Source organism: Azospirillum sp. A23 (assembly GCF_042938965.1).
Lineage (GTDB): Bacteria > Pseudomonadota > Alphaproteobacteria > Azospirillales > Azospirillaceae > Azospirillum > Azospirillum melinis.
Genome location: NZ_CP170663.1, coordinates 353,371 through 380,309, shown reverse-complemented (window position 1 = coordinate 380,309; position 26,939 = coordinate 353,371). Strand labels below are relative to the sequence as shown.

Sequence of the window (26,939 nt, the reverse complement as noted above, 5' to 3'; positions counted from 1 at the left end):
ATGAGCGGACAGTCCATGACCATGACCCACGCCCCCGGCGCCAAACGCCATTCGCCCCCGCCCGCCTGGCGCAAGCCGGTGCTGATGGGCGCCCCGCTCGTCCTGCTGCTCGTCGCCTTCCTGGTCTTCCCGGTCGGGCAGCTGCTGGCGCTCAGCGTCTACAACGGCCAGGGCTTCACGCTGGCGCCCTACGCCCAGCTGTTCGCCTCCAGCCTCTACATCACCGTCCTGTGGATCACGCTGAAGATCTCACTGGCGACGACGGTGGTCGCGGTGGTCGCGGCCTATCCGGTCGCCTACCTGATCTCCATCGCCAAGGGCCCGGCGAAGAGCCGGCTGATCTTCTGGGTCCTGCTGTCCTTCTGGACCAGCTTCCTGGTGCGCGCCTTCGCCTGGGTCGTCATCCTCGGCCGCAACGGCGTCGTCAACAGCACGCTGATGTCGCTGGGCATCATCGACACCCCGGCCGACCTGCTCTACGGCTTCGGCGCCGTGCTGATCGGCATGGTGCACGCCATGCTGCCGCTCGCGGTGATGACCATGCTGGCGGTGATGGAGAACATCGACCGCACCCTGCCGCGCGCCGCCGGCACTCTGGGCGCCCGGCCCGGCACCGCCTTCTGGACCGTCTATTTCCCGCTGTCGCTTCCGGGCGTCGCAGCATCCGCGATCATGGTGTTCGTGTCGGCCATCGGTTTCTTCATCGTGCCTGCCCTGCTGGGCGGCCGGAAGGAGACGATGATCACCCAGCTGATCATCGATCAGGTCCAGCAGACGCTGAACTGGGGACTGGCCGGCGCCATCTCGGTCCTGCTGCTGACGGTCGTGCTGGTGGTGTTCCTGCTGTACGACCGCGTCTTCGGCTTCGCGTCGCTGACCGGCGAGAGTGCCGTGGTGCGCAACCGCGACACCGCCATGCGGCGGCTGGGCGGGCGCGTGCTGGCCGCGCTCGGTTCCGCCAGCGATGCGCTGATCGGCCTGGTTCCGCGCCGCCATCCGCTGCGCGGCCGGTCCGAGCGTCCGGTGGCGCTGACCGGCTTCGTCTGGCTGCTGCTGGTGCTGATCAGCCTGCCCGCCTTCCTGATGATCCCGCTGTCCTTCGGCAAGGGCGGGCTCGCCTGGCCGCCGTCGGGCTTCACGCTGCAATGGTACCAGCAGCTGCTGGACTCGCCGATCTGGATGCAGGCGCTGTGGCGCTCCATCGTGGTGGCGTTCGGCACAGGCCTCCTGTCGATGGCGATCGGCGTTCCCGCCGCCTTCCTGATGGTGCGCAGCCAGATGCGGGGCAAGGGCGCCATGCTGGCCTTCATCCTGTCGCCCATCGTCGTGCCGCGCATGATCATCGCCGTCGGCATGTTCTATGTCTTCGCCCAGATGGGTCTGGTCGGCACCATCCTGGGGCTGGTCATCGGCCACACCGTCGTCGCCGTGCCCTATGTGGTCATGACGATGATGGCGGTGCTGCGCAACTACGACACCCGGCTCGACCTCGCGGCGCAGAGCCTGGGCGCCCGGCCGGTGGCGGCGCTGCGGCACGTCACCTTCCCGATCCTGGGGGCCGGCATGCTGTCGTCCTTCCTGTTCGCCTTCGCCACCTCCTTCGACGAGCTGACCATCTCCCTGTTCTCCTCGGGCGGGCTGAGCGCCACGCTGCCCAAGCAGTTCTGGGACGAGGTGACGCTGCAGGTCTCCCCCGTCATCGCGGCGGTGTCGACCGGGCTGCTGCTGTTCGTCGCCACCCTGATCTATGTCGCGGACCGCCTGCGCCGCCGCAGCCTCGCCGGCTGAGACCGGCTCCCCGACCGCCTTCACCACCAGCTTCTTCCAAGGACAAGACATGCTCAACGCCACGAAGATTCGCGGCATCCTGCCCGCCACCCCGACGCCGGTGACAGCCGACGGCACCATCGACGTCGCGGCCTCCAAGGCGCTGTTCTCCTGGCTGTTCCGCCAGGGGATCGACGGGCTGGTCCCGCTCGGCGGCACCGGCGAGTATGGCGCCCTGGCGAAGGACCAGCGCATCCGCTTCGCCGAGCTGTCGGTCGAGGCGATGGCAGAGGCCGGTGAGAAGCGCGGGCCGGTGATCGCCGGGGTGCTCGACACCGGCTATTACGACGCGCTGTCGGCGGGCCGCGATTTCGCCTCCGCCGGTGTGGACGGTCTGCTGGTGCTGACCCCCTATTACACCAACCCGACGCAGGCCGGCATCCGCGACTATTTCCTGCGCTACGCCGACGAATCGCCGGTGCCGATCCTGATCTACGAGATCCCCTACCGCACCCGCATCGCCATCGATCCGGAGATCCTGCACGAGCTGTCGCGGCACGAGCGGATCGTCGGCATGAAGGCCTGCAATACCGACATGTACCATTTCCTCCGCACGGTGGCGGGGGTGGACTCCTCCTTCGCGGTGCTGAGCGGCGAGGACACGCTGTTCCCGCTGCATGTGGCGTCGGGCGCCCGGGGCGGCATCGTGGTGACGGCCAACTTGCTGCCGCGGGCTTGGCGTCTGATCCACGACCTCGCCTCCACCGGCAAGCTGGACAAAGCGCTGGAAATCCACCGCACGCTGATCCCGATGATGAACCTCGCCTTCGCCGAGACCAATCCCGGCCCGATGAAGGCGGTGATGGATCTGATCGGCGTGCATGCCCCGGCGATGCTGGCGCCGCTGCGCGAGCCGGCCGAGCCGCTGAAGCAGTCGCTGCGGCGCGAGCTGTCCCGCCTGCTGGTCACTTACGAGGGAATGCCGGCCGCCCAGCCGGTATGACGGGTTGCACCGCGCGGCGCGTGGCATTCGGTCCGCCGGATGCTATGCGTTAGCGTGGACAGGCCGGCCCCTGGCGCGAAAGCACGGGACCAGGGGCCGGCGGGATGGAGACTGCCTTGGGGAATTGCCGATGACGCGGACAGCAGGACGGAAGCCGAAGGCGGAACAGGCCGTGACGGAAACAGGCGGGGCTTCGGCTGAATCGACTGCGGCCGGTATGACTGCGGAGCCGGAGGCAAAGAAGGCCGACCCGCGCGAGTCTTCGCTGTTCGTCGGCTCGACCGAGAAGACCTTCCAGATCCTCCACGCCTTCGACGGGCCGCACCGGCAAATGCCGCTGTCGGAGATCGCCAGGGCCGCCAATCTGGACCGCAGCGCCGCGCAGCGGCTGGTCTACACGCTGGAGGTTCTGGGGTATCTGCGCCGCGTCCACGGCACGCGCAACTACGCGCTGACGCCGAAGCTGCTGCAATTCTCCTACAACTACCTGCGCGCCAACGAGCTGATCGAGAAGGCCTTCCCTTACCTTCTCGACATCAGCCGCAGCGTCGGCGAGACCACCAACCTGCAGGAGCTGGACGGCGCCGAGATCGTCTTCGTCGCCCGCTTCCCCGGCAAGCATCTGGTCAACATCGAATTCATGGTCGGCAGCCGGCTGCCCGCCTATTACACGGCGTCCGGCACCGCGATCCTGTCGCGTCTGTCGGAGGAGGAGCGGGAGGAGATCCTCGCCCGCACCGACCTGCGCCCGTTGACCCCCTACACCGTCTGCGATCCCGACCGGCTGCGGGCCCGTGTGCGCGAAGCCGGGGAAAAGGGCTATGCCCTGCTGACCAACGAGACGGTGATGGGCGACATCTCGGTCGGCGCCGCCATCACCGACGAGCATGGCCGCGCCGTGGCCGGCCTCAGCATCTCGGTCCCGGCCACGCGCTGGACCCCGGAGCAGGTCGAGCAGGAACTCGCCCGCCATGTCCAGGTGGCTGCGGCCTCCATTTCCGTCCACAAATTCGGCAGCTATTCCCGATAGCCGCCCCACCCCGCGGGAGGCGGTGATCCCATGGCGGCCCACCAGGCATGTCTGAACATCGACGAGTTGCGGCTGCGCGCCCGCCGATTCCTGCCGCGCGGCCTGTTCGAATACATCGACCGCGGCACCGAGGACGAGACCTCCCTGCGCCGGCTGCGCGACAGCTTCGCGCAGGCCGAACTGACTCCGCGGGTGCTGGTCGATTGCAGCGGACGCCACACCGGCGTGACGCTGTTCGGCCGCGACCGCCCGATGCCCTTCGTCGTCGCGCCGACCGCCGCCGCCGGTCTGGTCCGCTATGACGGCGAGGTGCTGCTGGCCCGCGCCGCCCGCGCCGCCGGCATCCCCTTCAGCGTCTCGACCCAGTCGATCACCAGCATTGAGGCCATCGCGGAGTCCGGGGCCGAGCTGTGGTTCCAGCTTTATGTCTGGCGCGACCGCAGCCTGACCCACGGCCTGCTCGACCGCGTCGCCGCCTGCGGGGTGGACACGCTGATCCTGACGGTGGACACCGCGGTTTCACCCAAGCGCGAGTATAACCGACACAACGGATTCAGCGTTCCGGTCACGCCGTCCCTGCGCGGCGCCCTGGACGTGGCGCGCCACCCGGCCTGGGCGGGCGGGGTGCTGCTCCGCCTGCTGGCCAATGGCGGCTGGCCCGGATACGCCCATTATCCCGAGCAGTTCCGCACCCGCATCACCGACGCCGCGGCGCACGACCCGATCCGTCTGTGCGACCGGGTCGACTGGGACGATGTGGCGGAGCTGCGCCGCCGCTGGCAGGGGCGCATCATCCTCAAGGGCCTGCTGGCGCCGGAGGACGCGCTGCGCGCGGCGGCGGCCGGGGTCGAGGCCATCGTGGTGTCCAACCATGGCGGGCGCAATCTCGATTGCGCGCCCTCGCCGCTCACCGTTCTGCCGCGGATCGTGGACGCGGTCGGCGACCGGCTGACGGTGCTGGCCGACAGCGGGGTGCGGCGCGGCAGCGATGCGGCGAAGCTGCTGGCCGCCGGGGCCGCCGCGGTTCTGCTCGGCCGGGCGCCGCTGTTCGGTCTTGCGGCCGGTGGACAGGCGGGGGCCGAGCACGCGCTGGCGATCCTGCGGGATGAACTCGACCTGACCATGGCCCTGCTCGGCTGCCGGACCGTGGCCGATCTCACCCTGCTGCGAAGCCTGCCTGCCGGCCGGATTGCCGAACCGGCGTGATCGCCGTCTGCGCATGAGGAGACCTCCGGCCAGGGGCCGGAAGTCCGGCAACTTTTAAAAAGCCCTGCGCCGGCTCGCGGCGGCAGCACGCTCAATTTGGCGGGGCCGGCCGGCGTACCGTCGGGTCGGACCCGGCGATTTTCCGAATTTTCCTTCGCGAACCGGCGGATTGCCGGATACCGCCCGTCGCACAGCCGGTACAGGCTGAGGAACGGACTGTGGGTGAAACGCACGGAAGGGAAAGTCGCAGGCATGTACCATGACCATGTGCGCCGCGACAGATTGACGAACAAGGCGTGGTTCCTGGGCGTGCTGGCGCTCGCCGTCACGGTGGCCGGCATCGTCGGCGGCATCGGGCACACCGGCCTTGGCGCACCCTTCGCGCCGGTCGTCGCGGTCCTGCCGGGCGGCGAGTCCCTGGCGACCGTCTGGGCCGCTATCGGCCTGGCGCTGGCCTTCACGCTGAACATCCATCTCATCGGCCGGCTCGGCCTGCGGTTGCAGGTCGCCGCCGTCTGGCTGGAGGTGTTCAGCCTGTTCCTGGTGTTCTTCTACAGTTTCGACCTGTCCTACAGCTTCATCCTGAGCAAGCTGTCCTTCCTGATCACCCAGGGCGTCGCCACGACGCTGTACATCTCGGCGATCTCCATCGCCATCGCCTTCGTGCTAGCGATGGTCGGCGCCATCGCGAGGCTGTCGAACAACGGCTTCGCCATCGCCATCTCGTCCTTCTACACCTCCTTCTTCCGCGGCGTGCCGCTGCTGATCCAGATCTACCTGATCTATCTCGGCATCCCGCAGCTCGGTTACGTCATCGGGGCAATCCCGGCCGGCGTGGCGGCGCTGTCGCTGTGCTATGGCGCCTACATGACGGAGATCTTCCGCGCCGGCATCATGAGCATCCCCAAGGGCCAGTGGGAGGCCGCGCGCGCTCTCGGCTTCGAGCCGATGCACACGCTGGTACTGATCGTCCTGCCGCAATCGCTGCGCCTGATCATTCCGCCGACCGGCAACCAGTTCATCGCCATGCTGAAGGACAGCTCGCTCGTCTCGGTGATCGGCGTGTGGGAACTGATGTTCCTCGCCCGCACCCAGGGCCGCGACGAGTTCCGCCACCTGGAAATGCTGATCACCGCCGCCGGACTCTACTGGCTGATCTCCATCGTCCTGGAGCAGGTGCAGGCCCGGCTGGAGCGCCGTCTGGCGCGCGGCCACCGCCACTGAGCCGGACCGGTCACTTCCCGAGAATTCACATCGTCCGAACGCCAAGGCTTCCCCTCACGTCAGGAGACCGTCCATGACCCTGCTCAAATCCCTGTGCCTCGGCGCCGTCGCCCTCGGCGCGCTCGCGATCTCCAACGGTGCAGCCAACGCCGGCGCCACGCTGGACCGCATCACGCAGAAGAAGGAAATGGTGGTGGCGACCGCCGCCAACTGGCCGCCGCAGTCCTTCATGAACAAGGACAACCAGCTGGATGGCTTCGACGTCGAGGTGGCCAAGGAGATCGCCAAGCGGCTGGGCGCCACCGCCCGCTTCATCACGCCGGAATGGGGCATCATCACCGCCGGCAACTGGAATGGCCGCTGGGACATCTCGGTCGGTTCGATGACGCCGACGACCGGGCGGACCCGCGTCCTCGACTTCCCGGCGATCTATTACTACACGCCCTATGTCTTCGCCGTTCACAAGACATCGAAGCTGGACAACCGCGCGGCGCTGAACGGCAAGACCATCGGGGTCGAAGGCGGCACGACCTCCGAGGATTACATCAACGGCAAGCTGAAGATCGACGCCGTCGGCGTTCCCGAGTTCACGGCCGATGTGAAGCCGGGCACCGTCAAGACCTATGGCGACAGCGTCGGCCCGCTCGACGATCTGCGGCTGGGCGACGGCGTGCGGGTGGATGCCATCGTGTCCGCCCTGCCGACCGTCGAGGCGGCGGTGAAGCGCGGCTACCCGATCCGCGCCATCAGCGACAAGCCGGCCTATCACGAGCCGCTGGCCATCGCCATCGACAAGGGCGATGCCGAGCTGAACGCCAAGCTGACGGAAATCGTCGCCGCCCTGAAGGCGGACGGCACGCTGAAGTCACTGTCGGAGAAGTGGTACGGCATGGACTACACCGTCGCGAAATAAGCTGGGCGTCATATAAACCGGGCGCCAAATAACCGGCCGGAGGCCGTCCGTCCCAACGTCTTCGCCGGCCGGCCTCCACCGATCTTTCAGAACACCCAGCATCAATCCGGCAAACGGAACCCAACCGGCATGCTCGACTACCCGAACACCTATTACAGCGCCACCCGCCGCCCGGCGAACGACCACGCCCCCCTGCGCGGTACGGTGGCGGTCGACGTCTGCGTGATCGGTGGCGGACTGGCCGGCTTGTCAACCGCCTGGGAGCTGATCCGGCGTGGCCGTTCGGTCGCGCTGATCGAGGCGCAGCGGATCGGTTGGGGGGCATCCGGCCGCAACGGCGGCTTCGTCCTGCAAGGCTGGTCGGAGGGGCTGCGCAACATCGAGGCCCGCTGCGGCCGGGACCATGCCCGCGCGCTGTTCGGCCTTTCGGTGGAAGGCGTGGAGATCGTCCGCGACACCATCGCCGGTAACTCCCTGCCCGGCTGCAACCCGACGACCGGAAAGCTCAGCGTCACCCGTTACGAGGCGGCCGACCAGTTGCAGCGCCACCGCGACCACATGGCGCGGACCTACGGCTATGAGTTCACTTACATCGACCGCCCGACGCTGCGCGGTCTGCTGAAGAGCGAACTCTATTTCCAGGCCCTGCGCGACCCGGTCGGCTTCCATTTCCACCCGCTGAACTATTGCCTCGGCCTTGCCGACCTGATCGCCGGAGCCGGCGGGCGGCTGTTCGAAGGCACCGCCATGATCGGCATGAGCCGCACCGACACGTCCGGCTCCAATGGCCGCTGGCGGGTGGATACGGTGGACGGCTCGGTCCTGTGCCACGATGTGGTGATGTGCGGCGGCGGGTACGGCGGGCCGGAGTTCGGCCGCCTGCGCCGGGCCTTCCTGCCGATCGCCACCTATGTCGTGCTGACCGAGCGGCTGGGCGACCGGCTGGCGGACTTCGTCGCCACCACCGACGCGGTCGGCGACGACCGCCGGTCCTCCGACTATTACCGCATCGTCGACGGCGACCGGCTGCTGTGGGGCGGACGCATCACCACCCTCTACGAACAGGACGAACAGCGTCTTGCCGCCATGTTGCGGCAGGACATCGGCGGGGTCTTCCCCGGCCTTGCCGATGTGCGGATCGAAAAAGCGTGGTCAGGGCTGATGGGGTACGCACGCCACAAGATGCCGCACATCGCCAAGGTCGAGGACGGCTTGTGGAGTTGTTCGTCCTTCGGCGGACATGGCATGAACACGGCCCCCATCGGCGGGCGCGTCGTTGCCGAGGCGATCACCGGCGAAAGCGACCGTATCCGGTTTTTCGCCCCTTACGGTTTGACCTGGAATGGCGGTATCTTCGGCCCCCCTGCGGCGGAACTGGTCTATACGGGACTGCGCCTGATGGATTTCTGGCAGGAATCGCGATCCCGGCGTCAGGGCGCTTGAGGGGTCGATTGCCATGCGGGGGAATGAGGGAATGTCTGGGCCGGGCAACGAGCAGGGGTTCCGCCTGACGGACAAGGACAAGCAACTCCTCGCTTTGTTGCAGAAGAACGCGCGGGAACCGACCTCCTCGCTGGCCCGCAAGATCGGCGTGTCGCGGACGGCCTTGCAGGAGCGCATACAGCGGCTGGAGAGTGCCGGCGTGATCGAGGGCTATTCGGTCCGCATCAACCACAGCAAGCTGATCTACACGGTGAACTGCTTCACCATGGCGGTCTGCAACAACAAGACCTATTCCGACGTCATCGCCCAGATGCGGACGATGGAAGCGGTGCAGGCGGTGTATGCCATTTCCGGCGACTGGGATTTCGTCATCCATGTCGCGACGGAGACGCTGGAGAAGCTGAACACCGAACTGACCCGGATCAACATGATCAAGGGCGTCGTCCGCACCACCTCCTGCATCGTCATGGAGACGAAATTCGACCGCCGGCTCGCCTTCATGGGCCGGATGGGTGCCAATCTGCTTGAGACTGCCGGCGATCTGCCGGACGCGGGGCAGGAGGGCGCCCAGGCCGCGGATTGATGCGCCATTTCGACGTTCTCGCTGTTCACGCAGCAGACGCGTCGGAGATTCTCTTGTCCACCAAACCCAGCCCGCTCACCACCCCCGATGGCCGCTACATCGTCGTGCGCGGACGTCTGTGGCGCACCGCCAACCCGGCCTTGTCCGACGAGGCCCGCGCCGGCTTGGTCGCCGATCTGATGCGGGCCCGCCGGGCCGTGGCGACCGCAAGGCGGGCCGGCGACGACAGCGCGGAAGCGGCGGCGCATGCCGCCGTCGATCAGGCCAAGCGGGCGCTCGGCGAGCGGGGACCCGTCTGGTGGTCCGACGGTGCGCCGGACCTCAACCGGCACATGATCCGGACAACACCCTACGCCGACTGGTTCCGCGAGATGGGCGGCACCGGCGAGTGATAGATTATGGGCAGCCATGCGGCCCAGCCAACCGTATTGCTCCCAAAGAGCATATCTGAGGGCCTTGAGAAATATCCGCCGGGACCGTATCGTTTGTGTACCGCAGATAGACTGCGGCATTCTTTCAGCAAGGAGCTTGCTGAGCGTGACCATCGGTTCCCTGACCGGACGCGAGTCCGGCACCCTGTCGTTGCCGCAGAAGACCGCGGCACCCGGCGCGCAGAGCGCCTCAAGCCCCAGTTCAAGCCCGGGCGCGCAAAGCGCCACAAGCTTCGATTTCCTGGTCTTCGTCGGTCGCTTCCGCCCCTTCCATCTCGGCCATCTCACCGTCATGAAGCGGGCCCTGTCGCTGGGTCGGCATCTGATCGTTCTGGTCGGATCGTCGCGTCAGGCGCGCAGCCACCGCAATCCCTTCCGCTTCGAAGAGGTGCGCTCCTGCATCGAGGGCGCCTTCACGCCGGAAGAGTGCGGGCGCATCACGGTGCTTCCCCTCATCGACCGCTACAACGACCTGGAATGGATCCGCGACGTCCAGGCCGCGGTGCATGGCGTCGTCGTGCAGCACCACCGGCCTGCCGACGGCTCGCCCCCCAAAGTTGGGCTGATCGGTCATTCCAAGGACCACAGCAGCTATTATCTGCGCATGTTCCCGCAATGGGGCGCCGTGGAGTGCGCGAATTTCCAGGGCATTTCGGCGACGCCGATCCGCGATGCCTATTTCGCCGATGCCGCGGCGGCGCTGGAGGAGTGGAAAGAGGCCCTGCCCGCCACTGTCGCCGCCTTCCTGGCGGAGTTCGCGCGCACCGACGAGTACAAACGGCTGGCCGAGGAAAGCGCCTATATCGCCAAATACCGGGCGGGCTGGGCCAACGCTCCCTATCCTCCCACATTCCTGACCGCCGATGCGGTGGTTGTCCTGTCCGGCCATGTCCTGCTGGTCGAACGCCGCGGCCTGCCGGGGCGCGGCCTGCTGGCGCTGCCCGGCGGCTTCGTCGGCCAGCATGAGCGGATCAAGGACGCCATGATCCGGGAGTTGCGGGAGGAGACGAAGCTCAAGATTCCGGCGGGCTTTCTGGAGGGTGGCATCCGCGCCAGCCAGATCTTCGATCACCCCTACCGCTCGACGCGTGGGCGCACGGTGACGCAAGCCTTCCTCATCCAGCTCAAGCCCACCGACGAAGGCTTTCCCAAGGTGCGCGGCGGCGACGACGCCAGATCGGCCCGCTGGATGCCGATTGCGGAAATCGATCCCGAACGGATGTTCGAGGATCACTTCCACATCATCCAGACCCTGATCGCTCTGTCCAACAACTGAACCGGGCCGGCTTCCGCTCACATGGTCAGGGTTGCATCCCGTCATGACGATCAAGCCCGCCGGACAGACCGGCGGCATTCGGCAAAGGAGCTTTGCCATGTCCACCACCACCACTTCCACCCTGCGCATCGTCTGCGTCCAGGCCAATCCCACGGTCGGCGCGCTTCAGGGCAACTTCGACATCGTCCGCCGCCATCGCGCCCAGTATCGCGGCAAGGCCGACCTGCTGGTGTTCAGCGAGTGTTTCGGCAGCGGCTATCCGCTTCAGGATCTGGTGCTGCGTCCGGGTTTCCGGCGCGACTTCCGCGCGGCTCTCGACGCGCTGTCCGGTGAGATGCGGGGCGACGGCGGGCCGGCGGTGCTGGTCGGCGGACCGCTCGACGGCGCCGCCCTGCCCTACAACGCCGCCTTTCTCATCGAGACCGACGGGTCGATGAAGATCGTGCTCAAGCACACGCTGCCGAACGACGAGGTCTATGACGAGAAGCGGGTCTTCGCCCCCGGCCCGCTGCCCTCGCCCGTCGATTTCCGCGGCTTCCGCCTGGGCATCGCCATCTGCGAAGATTTCTGGCACGGCAAGGTCGCCCAGGCGCTGGCGGCCGAAGGGGCCGAGGTTTTGATCGTGCCGAACGGCTCGCATTTCAGGACCGGGAAGCAGGCGGTCCGCCTCGCCATCGGCCGCCGCACGGTCAAGGCCACCGGCCTGCCGCTCCTCTACGTCAATCAGGTCGGGGGACAGGACAGCTTGGTGTTCGACGGCGGAAGCTATGTGATGGACCGGGCCGGGCTGGTGATCGCCCAGGCCGGCTTCCAGGAGTGCGAGTTCGATATCACGCTGGAGCGCGGCGAGGACGGCGGGGTCGATCTGCGGCGCGGCGACGTGCTCGGCATGCTGCCGAACGGCTACCCCGACGAGACCGAGGCGATGTATCGGGCGCTGGTGCTGGGCCTGCGCGACTACGTGAACAAGAACGGCTTTCCCGGTGTGGTGCTCGGCATGTCGGGCGGCATCGACAGCGCCCTGTCGGCCGCCGTCGCGGTGGATGCGCTGGGCGCCGGGCGCGTGCTGCCGGTGCGCATGCCGTCGCCCTACACCTCGGCGGAGAGCATGGAGGATGCCGAACGGGCCGCTTCCCTGCTCGGAACCCGTCTGCTGACGGTGCCGATTGCACGCGCGATGGACGCCTTCGACAGTATGCTCGCCCCGGTCTTCGACGGCCTGCCGGTGCCGGCGGCGGACACCACCTTCGAGAATGTCCAGGCGCGGGCGCGCGGCATGACGCTGATGGCCCTGTCCAACCGGCTTGGGCTGATGGTGCTGAGCACCGGCAACAAAAGCGAGATGAGCGTGGGCTATGCGACCCTCTACGGCGACATGTGCGGCGGCTATTCGGTGCTGAAGGACGTCTATAAGACGGTGGTCTTCCGGCTGGCGCGCTGGCGCAACACGCACAGGGCCGAAGGGTTGCTCGGCCCGCAGGGTGCCGTGATGCCGGACCGCATCATCGCCAAGCCACCGAGCGCCGAACTGCGAGAAGGGCAGACCGACGAACAGGCGCTCGGCGCCTACGAGCATCTGGACGCGGTGCTCGCGACCATGGTCGAGGGGCTGAATGGAGCGGACCGTGCCGCCGAACTGGCGGGCGCCGCCGTCGGCCAGCCGATCTCCACCGCCTATGCCGAGCGCATCGCCCGCATGACGGCGCGGGCGCAATACAAGCGCGACCAGAGCCCTCCGGGCGTCGTCGTCACCGAACGGACCTACGGGCCGGGCTGGCGTCTGCCGGTCACCAACCATTACGGGCTGTGACCCGGTCACCGAGAACAGGAGGTTCCAGCCATGCTCGTCAATTTCAGTGGCCGCGCCCACAACCACAATTTCGCCACCGACTTCATCGTCCGGTCGCTGCTCGACACCGACTGGTACAAGCTGGCGATGCTGCAATTCATCTGGCGGCATTTCCGCGACGTGAAGGTCCGCTTCAGCCTGATCAACCGCACCCGCTCGGTGAAGCTGGCCCGGATCATCGACGAGGCCGAACTGCGCCGCCAGTTGGACAATGTCCGTTCGCTGCGCCTGAAGCGGTCCGAGGCGGTCTGGCTCCAGGGCAACACCTTCTATGGCCAGCGCGGGATCTTCCGGCCGGAGTTCGTCGCCTGGCTCGCCGATGACTTCGCCCTGCCCGACTATAGGCTGTCGGAGGAGGACGGCCAGTGGCGCCTGGATTTCGAAGGGTCGTGGGCGATGACGACGATGTGGGAGATCTACGCCCTCAGCGTCATCAACGAGTTGAAGACGCGCGCCGCGCTCGCCAGCATGACGGAGACCGAACTCGACATCCTCTATGCCCGCGCCAAGGTCCGCCTGTGGGACAAGATCGAACGGCTGCGCCCATTGGAGGACCTCAGCCTGTCGGATTTCGGCACGCGGCGGCGGCACAGCTTCCTCTGGCAGGAGTATGTGGTGGAGACTATGGCGGCGGAACTCGGCCCGCGCTTCATCGGCACCTCCAACACCCACCTCGCCATGAAGCACGACCTGGAAGCCATCGGCACCAACGCGCACGAGCTGCCGACGACGGTCGCGGCGCTGGCGCGGACCGACGGCGAGCTGCGGGTGGCGCAGTACGATGTGCTGCGGCTGTGGCAGGAGACCTATGGCGGCTCGATGCTGGTGTTCCTGCCCGACACTTTCGGCTCGACCCAGTTCCTGAAGGATGCGCCGGACTGGGTGGGGGACTGGACCGGCATGCGGGTGGACAGCAAGGAGCCGGTGGCGGCGGGCGAGGAATACATCGCGTGGTTGGAACGCCACGGCCGCGATCCCCGCGAGAAGCGCGTCCTGTTCAGCGACGGGCTGGATGTCGAGGACATCGTGACGCTCCACCAAACCTTCGGGGGCCGCATCCGCGACGGCTATGGCTGGGGCACGCTGCTGACCTCGGACTTCCGGAACTGCCACCCGCGCAACGGCCTGGGGCTCGATCCGCTGAGCCTCGTCTGCAAGGTGACGGCGGTCGAGGTCGATGGCGCCTGGAAGGGGGCGGTCAAGCTCAGCGACAATTACGAGAAGGCCACCGGGCCGGCCTCCGAAGTCGCCCGCTATCGTGCCATCTTCGGCACCGAGGGCGTCGCGAACGTCCCGGTGCTGGTCTGAACCGGAGAAGAGAAACCATGACCGAGTCCATCATCAGCCCCGCCATCGGCCCCGCCGCCGCTCTGGAGGCCGTCGCCGCCGCCCTGCCGGTGCGCAGCGCCGTCGTTTCGCTGGCCGGCAAGCGGGTTGGGAAGCTCGACGTCGATCCGGTGAACGGGTTCGCCGCCATCGGCGGCGGCAATCTGGCGCCGCCGGTCGCCAATGCCCAGGTCACCCGGATGATCGCCGAGATCAACCGCACGAACCGGCTGTTCCTCTCGGCCGGCTATCCCATCGCGGTGTTCCTCGACACCCATGAGCCGGGCAAGCCCGAATACCCCTACCCGCCCCACTGCGAGGCCGGCACCGGCGAGGAGAATCTGGTCGAGGAGCTGTCCTGGCTGGACGGCGCCCCGGCGTCACGCTGATGCGCAAGGACTGCATCAACGGCGTGGTCGGGACGACCGACCTGACGACGGGCCAGAACCGGCTGTTCGACTGGATCGCCGCCAACGGCATCGAGACGCTGGTGGTGGACGGCATCTGCACCGACATCTGCGTGCTTCAGGCGGTGCAGGCCCTGCTGTCGGCGCGCAACCACGGCATGACCGGACCGCTGCGCGAGATCGTCGTGTATGAGCCGGGCTGCTCCACCTACGACCTGCCGCTCGCCACCGCCCGCGGCCTCGGCCTGCCCGACACCGCCGCCCACCCGCAGGCGGTGGCCCACCACATCGGGCTGTATCTGATGCAGGCGAGCGGCGCCATCATCGCCGAGGAGCTTGTCTTCGGCGGCGCGTGACCGCAAGCGCCGTCAGGGCGGCGCGATCAGGTGCGGGACGAAACGGCTGGTGTTGCCGGTGATCAAGGCACGGTCCTCGCGGATTCCCAGACCGCAGGGCTTGTCGCCGGCCATCCAGACGCCGAAGACGGCATGGTTGCCGTCGGCCTCCGCCAGCGGCGTGAAGGACTGGTACACCCAGCCCTCGTCGACATAGGGCCCTTCGGTCTGGGCGATGGGCTGCCCGATGGGCAAGCCAGCGGCGTCGAGGGTGGCGATGCTGACATTGCTGCCCTCGCGGCCGAGCAACGGTTTCGCCACCACCGTACTGCCGGCCGGAAAGCCGGTGCGGTCGAGCGAGGTCTGCAAAAGGTTGGGGTGGCCGGGGTTCAGTTCCCACAGCAGGGCGAACAGCCCCTTCGACGCCATCACCATCTTCCAGGCCGGCTCGATCATCCGGATCCGGGCTTGCGCAGCAGCGGTCACCAGTTCGCGGCCGGTCTCCTCCCGGATCATCCAGTCCCAGGGATAGAGCTTCATCAGGTGCCGGATCGGCGGGCCGGCATCGTCCAGGAAACAGCCGGAAGCGTCGTCGTAGCGGATCGCCTGGATCGGCATCGCCTTGGTGGTCATGCCGGCGCGCAGGGCCAGGGTCTGGAGATAGGCGATGGTCGCCTCGTCCTCCGGATGCGGCATCAGGCAGGCGAAATGCACCGCCTCGGCCTGCGATGCCAGAGTGGGAAACACCTGCATCCGCGCCTGCCAGCGCTCGACCAGGGCTTCCTCCAGGCTGTTGAACTGGTCGGCGTCGGGATGGACGTCCTGAAGCCAGCACCATTGGGCGACGGCGGTCTCGTAGAGCGAGGTCGGCGTTTCCGCATTCAGCTCCAGCGCCTTCGGCGGCCCGCCCTTGCCGTCCCAGGCGAAGTCGAAACGGGCGTAGAGGGCCATGTCCCGCCCTTCGCGCTCTTTCCAGCTCGCCTCGATGGCGGGAGCAGCCCAGCGGGGAAGTCCGACCGCCTCGTACAGGCCGCGCGTCACGACATGGCCGACCGCCTCCTCGCAGAGCCGGTAGACCTCTTCGGCGGCCTCCTCCAGCGTTTCGATTTCGGCGAGGGAGAAGCGCCAATAGGCGCTTTCATCCCAATAGGCCGTGCCGTCGGCGTCGGTGTGGAAGGGAAAGCCGATCTCGTCGAGCTTGGCCTGCCACTGCGGGCGGGGGGCCGTCCGGACACGCTCCATGGCCTCAGCTCCCCGAAAAGCCGCGCGACGAGCCGGTCGAGCCGAACCCGGCGCTGCGCCCGCTCGTGGTGACCGTGAAGGACTTGCCCGAATTGCCCGAGCCCGGCCGGTAGTAGGAGCCGGAACTGGAGGCCACACCCCCGCTGCCCTGACGGATTTCGTCCCGGCGCTGCGGCGGCAGCGGCGTCTCGGCGATCCGGCTGTTGCCGCTGCGGGCATAGCCCTGGCGGTCGAAATAGACCGGCTGGGCGTAACCGCCGGTCAGGCTGCGGCCGATCATGAAGCCGACCAGCGCCGGAACGAAGACGCTGCCCGTGCCGCTTCCCACGCCCTCGTTGGCCGGAGTGCAGGCACCGTCGCCCATCTCCGCCTCGCAGGCTTCCCGGTTGGAGAAGCGGGGAGCGCCGGCCAGATGCTCCTGACGGGCGGCGGCAAAGGCCTCGGCGCAGTCGCTTGCCGGCTTCTCGGCGGTGCAGGCTTCAACGGAGGGATAGACGGTCGCCTCTTCGGGCCCGTCCTCGCCGCAGGCGAACAGGAGCGGGCTGATGCCGCCCAGCAGCAGGGCCGCCACGGTGCGCGAGCGCTTCATCGCAAAGCCTTTCCTCGGATCAATAGGTCAGCGAGCCGTAGTTCAGCAGCCCGACCGCTATGGACAGGCTGGCGAGCAGGATGCCGTAGGCGGTGCGGTCGGCTTCGACACCGTCGCGGAAATCCGGCAGCAGCACGCGCGAGCCGATGACGTAGACCAACAGCTGCGACACCAGCGCGATCACGCCCCACACCGCCAGATCGACGATGTTGGTGGTGTGGGAGGCGACGCTCATCAACGGCAGGGCGAAGCCGATCATGGCGCCGCCCAGGGTCAGGGCCGCGGTCGTGTTCCCCTGACGGACCAGGGCCAGATCGCGATAGGGGGTGACGGCGGTGTAGGCCAGGATGAACAGCAGCAGGAACCCCAGCATCACGACAGCGAACAGCAAATATGACGGAAGAGTTGTCAGAGACTGGAGAACCGGCGTCATATCTTCATCCAACGTTGCATCGCCACCCCCTAGCGTTGCATCGTTGAAGGGCATTCGACAAGGACGGAAGAGGATGGCGGGGGGCGAAGTGGCACGGCTCATAAGAGGTATATCCATGAGCTGAGCCAGGAACGTTGCACCCTATACTTTTTCGTCGTTGCGCCCGTGAGGTGGCCTCGTCACCTTGTGAGTGAACATTCATTCACATGGAGGCATCATGTCCACCGACGTTCGCCACAGGGTCCGCGATGCCGCCATCGCGCTGTTCGCCCAGAAAGGGGTGAAGGCGACGACGGTCCGCGACATCGCCCGGTCCGCCGGAGTATCGGAGGGAGCGCTCTATCGCCACTGGCCGAGCAAGGAGGAACTGGCTGCCGACCTGTTCGCGGCGGAATACACGGCCATGTCGCAGAGCCTGCGCGAGGCGGCGGGCCAGGGTCCGGCGCCGGAGCGGCTGCGGCGGATCATCCATCATGCCTTCCATCTGGCGGAGGCGGCACCCGACCGCACCCGCTTCCTTCTGCTGTCGCAGCATGAATCGCTGCCGCTGGTGCCCCCGGGCCAGGAAACGCCGGTCGACGTGATCTGCGGCATCGTCGCCGACGGGATCGCGGAGGGCAGCATCGTTCCGGCCGACCGCGATGCGCTGTCCCACATCGTCATCGGCGCCATCGTGCTGAACGTGCAGTCGCAGGTTTACGGCCGGCAGACGGCGCCGCTCTCCAGCCTCGCCGACCCGATAGCCGACGCGATCCTCACCGGCATCGCAACCCCCACCGCCCCCCTCACCGCCAGGACCGGAGCCGGCCGATGAACGCGTCATCCCTACTCGCGTCGCGGCGTTTCCTGCCGCTGTTCCTCGCCCAGTTCCTCGGCGCTTTCGGCGACAATGTCCTGCGCGGCGCCATCGCGGTGCTGGCGGTCTATGGCGTGTCCGGCGAGGGTGCGCTGAGCGGCGCAATGATCTCCACCCTTGCGGCGGGCGCCTTCACCCTGCCCTTCCTGCTGCTGTCCGCCACCGCCGGCCAGCTGGCCGACCGTTATGACCGCACGCTGATCGCCCGCATCGTCAAGCTGGCGGAAATCGGCCTGATGGCGCTGGCCTCCTGGGGCATCGTCGCCGCCGACCTGCCGGTCCTGATCATTGCGCTGGTCGGCATGGGCGCCCATTCGACGCTGTTCGGGCCGGTCAAGTACGGCCTGCTGCCCGACCTGCTCGACCCGTCCGAACTGACCGCCGCCAACGGTCTGGTCGAGGCCGGAACCTTCGTCGCCATCCTGCTGGGCACCATCGCCGGCGGCTCGCTGGCCCTGCTCCATCCCTGGGCAGTGCCGGGCATGCTGGGCGCTTCCGCGCTGCTGGGTCTGGCGGCATCGCTGTTCATCCCGCGCGCCGGCAATGCCGATCCGGCGGTGGCTGTCGGGCTCAACCCGTTGGCGGTGACGGTGCGCGTGCTGCGCTCGGTCGCCGGCGACCGGGCGTCGATGCGGGCGATCCATGGCATCTCGGTGTTCTGGGGCGTCGGTGCGGTGGTGATGGCGCAATTCCCGTCCATCGCCCGCGAGACGCTGGGGACCGACAGCGGCGGCGCCACCCTGCTGCTGGCGGTGTTCGCCATCGGCGTGGCCGCCGGCTCGGTGTTCGCCGGCCTCAGCCACCGCACGCCGTCCACCGCCGATGCCGGCCGCGCCGCGCTGGCTGGTCTGGTCGCCGCCATGGCGGGCGCCGTCCTGCCCCTGCTGACCCCGGCCGCCCCGGCTTTGGTCCCGCTGTCGCCGCTGGCCCTGCTGGCCCAACCCTGGGCGCTGCCGCTGCTGGCCGACCTGTTCGTCATCGCCGCCGCCGGGGGTGCCTTCGCCGTTCCGCTCTATGCGCTGATCCAGCATCGCGCCGCGCCGGGGGCCCGTGCCCGCGTCATCGCCGCCGCCTATGTGGTCAATGCGCTCTACATGGTGGCCGGCTCGGCCGTCGCCGCCGGGATGCTGGCGCTGGGAGCCTCGCCGCTGACGGTCGCCTCGGTGGGCGGCGCCAGCATGGCGGTTGCCGTCGTGATGGCGCTCGCTGTCGATGCGCAGGCGCTGATGCGCGCCGTCTTCCGCGGCCTGTTCCGGCTGGCCTTCCGTGTCGAGGTCCGCGGGGCGGAGCATCTGACAAATCTCGATGGCGCCGCCGTGGTGACGCCAAACCACCAGTCCTTCCTCGACGGCGCGCTGCTCGCCGCCTTCCTGCCGGGCATGCGCTTCGCGGTCGACACCCACATCGCCAAACACCCGCTGATCAAGCCGTTCCTGGCAATCGCCGACCATGTAACCATCGATCCCACCAACCCGCTCGGCACCCGGATCCTGGCCCGCGCGCTCGCCGACGGCGACAAGGTCTGCGTCTTCCCGGAGGGGCGGATCACCGTCACCGGGTCGCTGATGAAGATCAACGGCGGCCCCGGCATGCTGGCCGACAAGGCGCGATGCCCGGTGGTGCCGGTCTGCATCGAAGGCGCCCAGCGCTCGGTCCTGTCGCGGATGAAGGGCCGGCTGCGGCTCGGCCTGTTCCCGCGCATCACCATCACCGTGCTGCCGCCGGTCATGACTCCCGAGGTTGGCGGTCTGGTCGGCAAGAAGCGGCGCGCCGCCCTGAAATCCTGGCTGTCGCGTGTCATGACGGAAAGTGTCTTCGCCGCCCGCCCGCGGCAGGAAACGCTGATGCTGGCCCTGCTCGACGCCCGGGCCAAGGCCGGGGCGCGGGAGGAGGCCGTGCAGGATGGTGATTTCTCCACCCTGTCCTACCGTGCGCTGGCGGCCCGCGCCCTGGTGCTCGGCCGCATCCTGACGCGCGGCACGGAAGTTGACGAGCCGGTGGGCGTGCTGCTGCCGACCGCCTCGCCGACGGCGGCGGTGTTCTTCGGCCTTGCCGCCCATGGCCGGCCGGCCGCCATGCTGAACTTCACCGCCGGGCCGGATGCGGTGAAGGCCGCCTGCCGGGCCGCCGGGGTGCGCCGGATCGTCACCTCCGCCCAGTTCATCGAGAAGGCCCGCCTCGGCGCGCTGGTCGAGGCGCTGGCCGCCGACCACGCCATCATCCATCTGGAAGAGGTCAAGCGCGGGCTGCGGCTGGGTGACAAGCTGCGCGCCCTGGCGGCTCTGGTGGCACCGGAACGGCTGCTGCCGCCGCAGGGACGCGGCGACGACATCGCCGCCATCCTGTTCACCTCCGGGTCGGAGGGGCCGCCCAAGGGCGTGGCGCTCAGCCACGGCAACCTGCTCGCCAACATGGCGCAGGTGGCGTCGGTGGTGGATTTCAACCGGCAGGACGTGGTGTTCAACTGCCTGCCCGTCTTCCACTCCTTCGGCCTGACCGGCGGCATGCTGCTGCCGATCCTGAACGGCGTGAAGACGGTGCTCTACCCCAACCCGCGCCATGTCCGGCTGATCCCGGAACTGGTCTACCAGACCAACGCCACCGTCCTGTTCGGCACCGACTTCTTCCTGAACGCCTGGGCGCGGTCGGCCGACCCCTACGACTACCGCTCGCTGCGCCTCGTCTTCGCCGGGGCCGAGCGGCTCCAGGACGAGACGCGGCGCGTCTACACCGAGCGGCTGCGCGTCCATCTGCTGGAAGGCTACGGCACCACCGAGACCGCGCCGGTGATCGCCGTCAACACCCCGGCCCGCTTCCGTCCCGGCAGCGTCGGACAGGCCCTGCCCGGCATCGAGACCGAACTGGTGCCGGTGCCCGGCGTCGATGCCGGCGGGCGGCTGCGGGTGCGCGGGCCGAACGTGATGAAGGGCTACCTGCACGCCGACCACCCCGGCGTGATCCAGCCGCCGCAGGATGGCTGGCACGACACCGGCGACATCGTCGAGATCGACGCCGACGGCTTCATCCGCATCGTCGGCCGGGTCAAGCGCTTCGCCAAGGTGGCGGGCGAGATGATCCCGCTCGGCGTCGTCGAAGAGCTGGCGAGCCTCGCCGATCCGGACGCCACCCACGCCGCCGTCGCCCTGCCCGATGCCAAGCGCGGCGAGCGGATCGTGCTGGCGACGACCGGCACCACGCTGTCCCGCGATGCGCTGGTCGCCGCCGCACGGGCCAGGGGAGCGCCCGAGATCGCCATTCCGCGCGACATCCTGCGCATCGACGCCGTCCCGCTGCTGGGCACCGGCAAGACCGACTATCCGGCCGTGACGCGGTTCGCCGCGGAGGCCGCAGCCAAGGAGCCTGCATGATGGAGACCAGTGCAACCGCCGCCAAGGCCGCCGCCAAAACCGCTGCCGACCGCCGCCCCATCGCCACCCGGTCGGCCCGTTGGGCGCAACGGCTGGCGGCGTGGCTGACCACGACGCCGGTGACCCCCAACCAGATCTCGCTGCTGTCGGCGGTGTGGGCGGCAATCGGCGGCACCCTTCTGCTCCAGGGCGGCGTGCTGGCCTGGGTCGGCGCCGCGCTGTGCGTCCAGCTGCGCCTCGTGTGCAACCTGCTCGACGGCATGGTCGCGGTGGAGGGCGGCAAGGGATCGCCGGTCGGCGCGCTCTACAACGAGATCCCCGACCGCGTCGCCGACACCGCCTTCCTGGTGCCGCTGGGCTATGCCGCCGGCCTGCCCTGGCTCGGCTGGGCGGCAGCGCTGGCCGCCATGATGACCGCCTATGTCCGCACCTTCGGCGGCGCGCTCGGGCTGGCGCAGGATTTCGGCGGCGTGATGGCCAAGCAGCGCCGCATGGCCGCCCTCACCGTCGCCCTGATCGCCCAGGCGGTCGAGCATGCGCTGTGGGGCACGCGCTACAGCCTGCTCGCGGCGGCCTGGATCATCATGGCCGGCAGCCTGCTGACCGTCGCGACGCGCACGCTCGGCATCGCCCGCCGCCTGAAAACCCAACATCTGGAAGCCCATCACCCGGAGGTCCGGTCATGATCCCTCTGTTCCAACCGGCGCTCCGCCATGGTCTGCTCGGGCTGACCCGCCTGCTGGTCGGCGCCCGCGCAAGCTGGGAAGGCAGTGCGCCCGCCGACGTCCCGCGCATCTATTTCGCCAACCACACCAGCCACCTCGATACGCTGGCCGTCATGGCGGCCCTGCCGGCAAATTTGCGGGCACGCACCCATCCGGTGGCCGCACTCGACTATTGGGGCGGTTCGGCCCTGCGGCGTGCGGTGGCGGTGGGGTGCCTGAACGCGCTGCTGGTCGACCGCACCGGCAAGGCGACGGCGGAGGTGATGGACGCCATGGCGGCGGTGCTGGAAAGCGGGCAGTCGCTGATCCTCTTCCCGGAAGGCACGCGCGGCGACGGCACCGTGGCGCCGTTCAAGAGCGGGCTTTACCACCTCTCCCAACGGGTGCCGGCGGCGGAACTGATCCCCGTCTTCATCGAGAACCTGCACCGCGTGATGCCGAAGGGCATGCCGCTGCTGGTGCCGCTGATCTGCACCATGCGCTTCGGCGCGCCGCTGCAAGGGATCGCGGGCGAGGACAAGGCGGCCTTCCTGGGGCGGGCGCGCGACGCGCTGGTGTCGCTGTCCCGGCCCGCTTCCCAACCAGCCTCCCAACCTTCCGACCAACGGACCGCCCGATGAGCAGCGTGATGAACTCAGTGATGACTGTCTTCACGACCACCGATCCGCTGTTCCTCTGGCTGTCGGGCGCCGCCCTCGGCCTGCTGGTCGTCGCCACGCTGATCGGCGCCGTCCTGGCCTACCGGGTGAAGACGCCGGCCGGGCGCGACACGGTGCGCAACCTGAACGCCCGCATCCGGTCCTGGTGGGTGATGGTGGCGCTGTTCGCCGCGGCGATGCTGCTGGGCAGCGGGGTGACACTGGTGCTGTTCGCCCTGCTCTCCTATCTGGCGCTGCGCGAGTTCATCACGCTGACGCCAACCCGGCGCGGCGACCATGCCGGGCTGTTCCTGTCCTTCTTCGTGGTCGTGCCGCTGCAATACTGGCTGGTCGGGATCGGCTGGTACGGGCTGTTTTCGATCTTCATCCCGGTCTATGTGTTCATGGCGCTGCCGTCGCTGTCGGTGCTGGGCGCCGACACCACCGACTTCCTGACCCGCACCGCCAAGGCGCAGTGGGGCCTGATGCTGGCGGTCTACTGCACCAGCCATGCGCCGGCCCTGCTGTGGCTCGACATTCCCGGCTACAGCCTGCCCCCCGCCCTGCTGCTGCTGTATCTGATGACGGTGGCGCAACTGAGCGACGTCTTCCAGTATGTGTTCGGCAAGCTGTGGGGCAAGACGCGGCTGTCGCCCGGCATCAGCCCGTCCAAGACGGTGGAGGGGCTGGTCGGCGGCGGGCTGACCGCCGTCGCCATCGGCACCGGCCTGCACGTCATCACGCCCTTCTCGCCGCTCCAGGCGGCGGGGATGTCGCTGATCATCGTCATCGCCGGATTCTTCGGCGGCTTCGTCCTGTCGGCGATGAAGCGCGACCTCGGCGTCAAGGATTGGGGCACCATGATCGAAGGGCATGGCGGCGTCCTCGACCGTCTCGATTCCGTCGTGTTCTCCGCGCCGCTGTTCTTCCATCTCACGCGCTACTGGTTCACCTGACCACAAGCGCCAGCCTTCCAGACACACGAACGCCCCGGCTCCTGCGAACCGGGGCGTTCGTGCAATCACGTAGCGAACAGATTTCAGGCGGCGCGGATTTCCGCCAGGAACGCGTCGAGTTCCCGCTTCAGCAGGGCCGCATCGGTCGCCAGCGTGTCGGCGGACTGCTTGACCTGACCGGCGGCCACCCCGCTGTCGCGCTCGGCCTTCTGGATGTCGACCACGCTGTGCGAGACCTCGTTGGTGCCGAGGGCGGCCTGCTGGGCGTTACGGCTGATCTCGTCGGTCGCCGCACTCTGCTGCTCGACCGAGGCGGCCATCTCGGCTGCCGACTGGTCGATCTGCTCCACCTGGCCGATGATGCCGCGCATCGCCTCCACGGTCCGGTCCGACGCCGCCTTCACGGTGCCGATCTGCTGGCCGATCTGCTCGGTCATCGCATGGGTCTGGCTCGCCAGATTCTTGACCTCGCTGGCGACCACGGCGAATCCCTTGCCCGCCTCGCCGGCGCGGGCCGCCTCGATGGTCGCGTTCAGCGCCAGCAGATTGGTCTGGGAGGCGACGGCGTTGATCGACGCGACGACCTGATCGACCTGCTCGATGGCGGTGGACAGCGCATCCAGATGGCCGCGCGCCTGCTCCGCCCGCTCGGCGGTCACCTTGGACCGCTGGGCCGCCTGCACCACCCGTCCCGACAGGCCGCGGATGGCCGTCGACATCTCCTCCGCAGCGGAGGCGACGGCCTGCACATTGACCGACGCCTGCTCGGAAGCCGAGGCCACCGACGTGCAGTCCTGCTCGGCCTTGCGGACCGCGCCGGACAGGTGTGAGGCGGTTTGCTGGAAGCCGCTGGCCGACAGGCCGAGCTGGTCGACGATGCGGCCGACCCGGCTTTCGAACCGGTTCGCCAGATCGACCACCGCCGCCCGCTTTTCCGCAGCGGCCTGGACGACGGCGCTGCGGCGCTCCTGCTCCATCTGCCGGTTGCGCAGGATGTTCTCCTTGAAGACCTCAAGCGTGCGCGCCATGCCGCCGATCTCGTCCCGCCGCCCGCGTTCGGGCACCTCGGCGTCCAGATCATGGTCGGCAAGGCGGAGCATGACGCCATGCACGCGCGACAGCGGACGCGTCACACTGCGGGCAACCGCCCAGCCCAGCAGAAGGGCCAGCGCCGAGAGCCCGGCGACCACCAGCCCGAACACGGTCATCATGCCGACGAAGGCCGAGCGCAGATCGTCGGTATAGACGCCGGTGCCGATCACCCAGTCCCATGGCTTGAAATGGACCGAATAGGCCAGCTTCTCATAGGTCGGCCCCTTGGGGTCGTTGGGCCGCGGCCATTCGTAGGTCACGAACTCCGGCACCGGCGTCAGGGCGCCGCGCACCGCCTCGCGGATGACGTAGACGCCGTTGCGGTCGCGGATCTCGGCACCGCTCTTGCCGATCAGCGCCGGGTTGGCATGCATGACGTTGACGATCTGCGAGGTCCAGATCCACAGATACTCCCCGTCGGCGTAGCGCATCGCGCCGATGGCCGTTTTGGCGCGATCCTTCGCATCCTCCTCGCTCATCACGCCGTCCTGCGCCAGCTTGTGGAAGCGGGCGGCGATGCTGCCGCCGCTCTCGGCGATGAAGCGGACGCTGTTCATCCGCTGCTCGACCAGCGCACGGTTGACGAAATGGCCGCCGACCGCCGCCACCAGCCCGGCGGCGATGATCGACAGCGACGCGAGGAATCCGATTCGCCACCGCAACGGCAGCTCCGACAAACGCATGATTCTGTTTCCCTCTTTCCGGCCTGCCCCCCGGTCCGCTCCCAGGGGCCGTTCCCGGTGGCCGGACCGACGTTACGAGCCGCGGCCCGCACCGGCGACGATGCTGGTGACCGCTTCGACGGTGCCATGGTCTGCGGAATGGACCCGGTTCACCTCGTTGAATGCGGCGATCTGGGCGTGACTGACATGGCTGAAATGTTCCGCCGCCCGCAGGGCGAGGGCCCGCCCGTCAGAGGCGTCAGCGACCGCGATGTGGAGGGTGACGGACACCTCGATAATCTCTGCCATACTACTATCCTTCAAAAGGGTACAAATGGTCGCGGAGCCGCCGCCCTGTGTCGGTATCGGCGGCTCCGCGTTTCGTGAGGGCATCAAGCGCGCTCGACGCAGAGGGCAACGCCCATGCCGCCGCCGATGCACAGGGTGGCGAGACCCTTGCGGGCATCGCGCCGGCCCATCTCATGCAGCAGGCTGACCAGGATGCGGGCACCCGACGCACCGATGGGATGGCCGAGCGCAATGGCGCCGCCGTTGACGTTCACCCGGCCCTCGTCCCAGCCCATGCCGGCATTGACCGCCAGCGCCTGCGCCGCGAAGGCCTCGTTGGCCTCGATCAGGTCGAGATCGTCCACCGACCAGCCGGCTTTCTGTAAAGCCAGCTTCGAGGCCGGGATCGGCCCGGTGCCCATGATGCTGGGATCGACACCGGCCGTCGCCCAGGAGGCGATGCGCGCCAGCGGCGTCAGCCCGCGCCGGGCGGCGTTCTCCGCCGTCATCAGCACCAGCGCGGCGGCTCCGTCATTGAGGCCGGAGGCGTTGCCGGCGGTCACCGTGCCGTCCTTGGCGAAGGCTGGGCGCAGCTTGGCCAGCGCCTCCAGCGTGGTGCCGTGCTTGGGGTACTCGTCGCTGTCGACGATGGTGTCTCCCTTGCGGCCCTTGATGGTGACCGGCACGATCTCGTCCCGGAAGCGGCCGGCCTTCTGCGCGGCCTCCGCCTTCTGCTGCGAGGCAGCCGCGAATTGGTCCTGCCGCTCGCGGCTCAAATCCCAGGCGCGGGCGACATTCTCGGCGGTGGCGCCCATGTGGTAGTTGTGGAAGGCCTCCCACAGCCCGTCCCGGATCATGCTGTCGAGCATCTCGGCCGTGCCCATCTTGGTGCCGTTGCGCAGATGCATGAGGTGGGGTGACAGGCTCATGTTCTCCTGGCCGCCGACCACCATCACCTCGGCGTCGCCGCAGCGGATCGCCTGCCAGCCGAGCGCCACCGAGCGCAGGCCGGAGCCGCAGACCTGATTGATGCCGAAGGCGGTCTTTTCGACCGGAATGCCGGCCTTGACCGCGGCCTGACGGGCCGGGTTCTGGCCCTGGCCGGCGGTCAGCACTTGGCCCAGCACCACCTCGGACACCTCGGCGGCGTCGGTGTGGGCGCGCGACAGCGCCTCGCGGATCGCGGCGGCGCCGAGTTCATGGGCGGGGACGGACGCCAGCGCGCCGTTGAAGCTGCCGATGGCGGTGCGGACCGCGCTGGCGATGACGATCTCGGTCATGGAGGACTCCTGAGAAC

Annotated in this window: 25 protein-coding genes; 19 read left to right on the top strand and 6 right to left on the bottom strand. The window is 68.4% G+C overall.

Translation table 11 applies throughout. The features are described from left to right. From ABNQ40_RS01525 to ABNQ40_RS01460, 14 genes are all read left to right on the top strand, one after another. Nucleotides 1-1,788: an ABC transporter permease subunit gene (locus ABNQ40_RS01525; protein ID WP_109047565.1), complete on the top strand. Its 1,788-nt coding sequence runs from the start codon at nucleotides 1-3 to the stop codon at nucleotides 1,786-1,788. A gap of 49 nt (nucleotides 1,789-1,837) precedes the next feature. Beyond that, a complete protein-coding gene (locus ABNQ40_RS01520) occupies nucleotides 1,838-2,770 on the top strand; it encodes a dihydrodipicolinate synthase family protein (RefSeq protein WP_109490665.1) in 933 nt (310 codons plus the stop codon). Between the two features lie 217 nt (nucleotides 2,771-2,987). Then, nucleotides 2,988-3,800: an IclR family transcriptional regulator gene (locus ABNQ40_RS01515; RefSeq protein ID WP_109047564.1), complete on the top strand. Its 813-nt coding sequence runs from the start codon at nucleotides 2,988-2,990 to the stop codon at nucleotides 3,798-3,800. A gap of 30 nt (nucleotides 3,801-3,830) precedes the next feature. Further along, nucleotides 3,831-5,006, top strand: a complete 1,176-nt coding sequence (locus tag ABNQ40_RS01510) for an alpha-hydroxy acid oxidase (protein WP_109047563.1) — start codon at nucleotides 3,831-3,833, stop codon at nucleotides 5,004-5,006. A gap of 252 nt (nucleotides 5,007-5,258) precedes the next feature. Next, entirely contained in the window at nucleotides 5,259-6,230 is a 972-nt protein-coding gene (locus tag ABNQ40_RS01505; protein ID WP_109047562.1) for an amino acid ABC transporter permease, read from the top strand. A 73-nt stretch (nucleotides 6,231-6,303) separates the two neighbouring features. Further along, on the top strand, nucleotides 6,304-7,143 hold the full coding sequence (locus ABNQ40_RS01500) for a transporter substrate-binding domain-containing protein (RefSeq protein ID WP_109047561.1): 840 nt from the start codon (nucleotides 6,304-6,306) through the stop codon (nucleotides 7,141-7,143). A gap of 129 nt (nucleotides 7,144-7,272) precedes the next feature. Beyond that, entirely contained in the window at nucleotides 7,273-8,586 is a 1,314-nt protein-coding gene (locus ABNQ40_RS01495; RefSeq protein WP_109047560.1) for an FAD-binding oxidoreductase, read from the top strand. A gap of 31 nt (nucleotides 8,587-8,617) precedes the next feature. After that, the gene (locus ABNQ40_RS01490; protein ID WP_109047559.1) at nucleotides 8,618-9,169 is read left to right on the top strand and encodes an Lrp/AsnC family transcriptional regulator; all 552 of its coding nucleotides are present in this window, start codon (nucleotides 8,618-8,620) and stop codon (nucleotides 9,167-9,169) included. Between the two features lie 53 nt (nucleotides 9,170-9,222). Then, a complete protein-coding gene (locus ABNQ40_RS01485) occupies nucleotides 9,223-9,561 on the top strand; it encodes a hypothetical protein (RefSeq protein WP_109490664.1) in 339 nt (112 codons plus the stop codon). A 145-nt stretch (nucleotides 9,562-9,706) separates the two neighbouring features. Then, the gene (locus ABNQ40_RS01480; protein WP_109490663.1) at nucleotides 9,707-10,876 is read left to right on the top strand and encodes a bifunctional nicotinamide-nucleotide adenylyltransferase/Nudix hydroxylase; all 1,170 of its coding nucleotides are present in this window, start codon (nucleotides 9,707-9,709) and stop codon (nucleotides 10,874-10,876) included. Nucleotides 10,877-10,973: 97 nt separating this feature from the next. Further along, on the top strand, nucleotides 10,974-12,686 hold the full coding sequence (locus ABNQ40_RS01475; RefSeq protein ID WP_109047558.1) for an NAD+ synthase: 1,713 nt from the start codon (nucleotides 10,974-10,976) through the stop codon (nucleotides 12,684-12,686). A gap of 30 nt (nucleotides 12,687-12,716) precedes the next feature. Beyond that, entirely contained in the window at nucleotides 12,717-14,033 is a 1,317-nt protein-coding gene (locus ABNQ40_RS01470) for a nicotinate phosphoribosyltransferase (protein ID WP_109047557.1), read from the top strand. 17 nt (nucleotides 14,034-14,050) lie between these two features. After that, nucleotides 14,051-14,440 (top strand): hypothetical protein, encoded by a 390-nt coding sequence (locus ABNQ40_RS01465; protein WP_391345390.1) that lies wholly within the window; start codon nucleotides 14,051-14,053, stop codon nucleotides 14,438-14,440. Continuing rightward, complete coding sequence (locus ABNQ40_RS01460; RefSeq protein WP_391345388.1) at nucleotides 14,440-14,814, top strand: isochorismatase family protein; 375 nt, start codon at nucleotides 14,440-14,442, stop codon at nucleotides 14,812-14,814. Before ABNQ40_RS01465 ends, ABNQ40_RS01460 begins: the two co-directional genes overlap by 1 nt. A gap of 12 nt (nucleotides 14,815-14,826) precedes the next feature. Here the strand turns inward: ABNQ40_RS01460 and ABNQ40_RS01455 are convergent, their stop codons facing one another. The 3 genes from ABNQ40_RS01455 to ABNQ40_RS01445 are packed head-to-tail and all read right to left on the bottom strand — an operon-like array spanning nucleotide 14,827 to nucleotide 17,057. Continuing rightward, on the bottom strand, nucleotides 14,827-16,035 hold the full coding sequence (locus ABNQ40_RS01455; RefSeq protein ID WP_109047555.1) for a glutathionylspermidine synthase family protein: 1,209 nt from the start codon (nucleotides 16,033-16,035) through the stop codon (nucleotides 14,827-14,829). Nucleotides 16,036-16,039: 4 nt separating this feature from the next. After that, on the bottom strand, nucleotides 16,040-16,624 hold the full coding sequence (locus ABNQ40_RS01450; protein WP_109047554.1) for a DUF1190 domain-containing protein: 585 nt from the start codon (nucleotides 16,622-16,624) through the stop codon (nucleotides 16,040-16,042). 19 nt (nucleotides 16,625-16,643) lie between these two features. Then, nucleotides 16,644-17,057: a DUF350 domain-containing protein gene (locus tag ABNQ40_RS01445; RefSeq protein ID WP_109047553.1), complete on the bottom strand. Its 414-nt coding sequence runs from the start codon at nucleotides 17,055-17,057 to the stop codon at nucleotides 16,644-16,646. A 217-nt stretch (nucleotides 17,058-17,274) separates the two neighbouring features. Here ABNQ40_RS01445 and ABNQ40_RS01440 point away from each other — a divergent pair, with 217 nt between their 5' ends. The 5 genes from ABNQ40_RS01440 to ABNQ40_RS01420 are packed head-to-tail and all read left to right on the top strand — an operon-like array spanning nucleotide 17,275 to nucleotide 23,600. Further along, a complete protein-coding gene (locus ABNQ40_RS01440) occupies nucleotides 17,275-17,871 on the top strand; it encodes a TetR/AcrR family transcriptional regulator (protein WP_199235215.1) in 597 nt (198 codons plus the stop codon). Further along, the gene (locus ABNQ40_RS01435) at nucleotides 17,868-21,281 is read left to right on the top strand and encodes an acyl-[ACP]--phospholipid O-acyltransferase (protein WP_109047551.1); all 3,414 of its coding nucleotides are present in this window, start codon (nucleotides 17,868-17,870) and stop codon (nucleotides 21,279-21,281) included. The genes ABNQ40_RS01440 and ABNQ40_RS01435 overlap by 4 nt, the downstream gene beginning before the upstream one ends. Continuing rightward, nucleotides 21,278-21,967, top strand: coding sequence for a CDP-alcohol phosphatidyltransferase family protein (locus ABNQ40_RS01430; RefSeq protein WP_247879498.1), 690 nt, complete (start codon nucleotides 21,278-21,280; stop codon nucleotides 21,965-21,967). The genes ABNQ40_RS01435 and ABNQ40_RS01430 overlap by 4 nt, the downstream gene beginning before the upstream one ends. Next, nucleotides 21,964-22,626 carry a 1-acyl-sn-glycerol-3-phosphate acyltransferase gene (locus tag ABNQ40_RS01425; protein ID WP_109047549.1) on the top strand — a complete coding sequence of 221 codons (663 nt, stop codon included), beginning with the start codon at nucleotides 21,964-21,966 and terminating at the stop codon, nucleotides 22,624-22,626. Before ABNQ40_RS01430 ends, ABNQ40_RS01425 begins: the two co-directional genes overlap by 4 nt. A 20-nt stretch (nucleotides 22,627-22,646) precedes the next feature. Further along, nucleotides 22,647-23,600, top strand: a complete 954-nt coding sequence (locus ABNQ40_RS01420) for a phosphatidate cytidylyltransferase (protein ID WP_247879497.1) — start codon at nucleotides 22,647-22,649, stop codon at nucleotides 23,598-23,600. 83 nt (nucleotides 23,601-23,683) lie between these two features. Here ABNQ40_RS01420 and ABNQ40_RS01415 read toward each other — a convergent pair whose 3' ends face one another. The 3 genes from ABNQ40_RS01415 to ABNQ40_RS01405 all read right to left on the bottom strand — a co-directional run bounded on the left by ABNQ40_RS01415 (nucleotide 23,684) and on the right by ABNQ40_RS01405 (nucleotide 26,922). Then, nucleotides 23,684-25,375, bottom strand: coding sequence for a methyl-accepting chemotaxis protein (locus tag ABNQ40_RS01415; RefSeq protein WP_109047548.1), 1,692 nt, complete (start codon nucleotides 25,373-25,375; stop codon nucleotides 23,684-23,686). Nucleotides 25,376-25,447: 72 nt separating this feature from the next. After that, nucleotides 25,448-25,663: a hypothetical protein gene (locus tag ABNQ40_RS01410; RefSeq protein ID WP_109047547.1), complete on the bottom strand. Its 216-nt coding sequence runs from the start codon at nucleotides 25,661-25,663 to the stop codon at nucleotides 25,448-25,450. Nucleotides 25,664-25,746: 83 nt separating this feature from the next. After that, entirely contained in the window at nucleotides 25,747-26,922 is a 1,176-nt protein-coding gene (locus ABNQ40_RS01405; protein ID WP_109047546.1) for an acetyl-CoA C-acetyltransferase, read from the bottom strand. Nucleotides 26,923-26,939 lie beyond the last annotated feature (17 nt).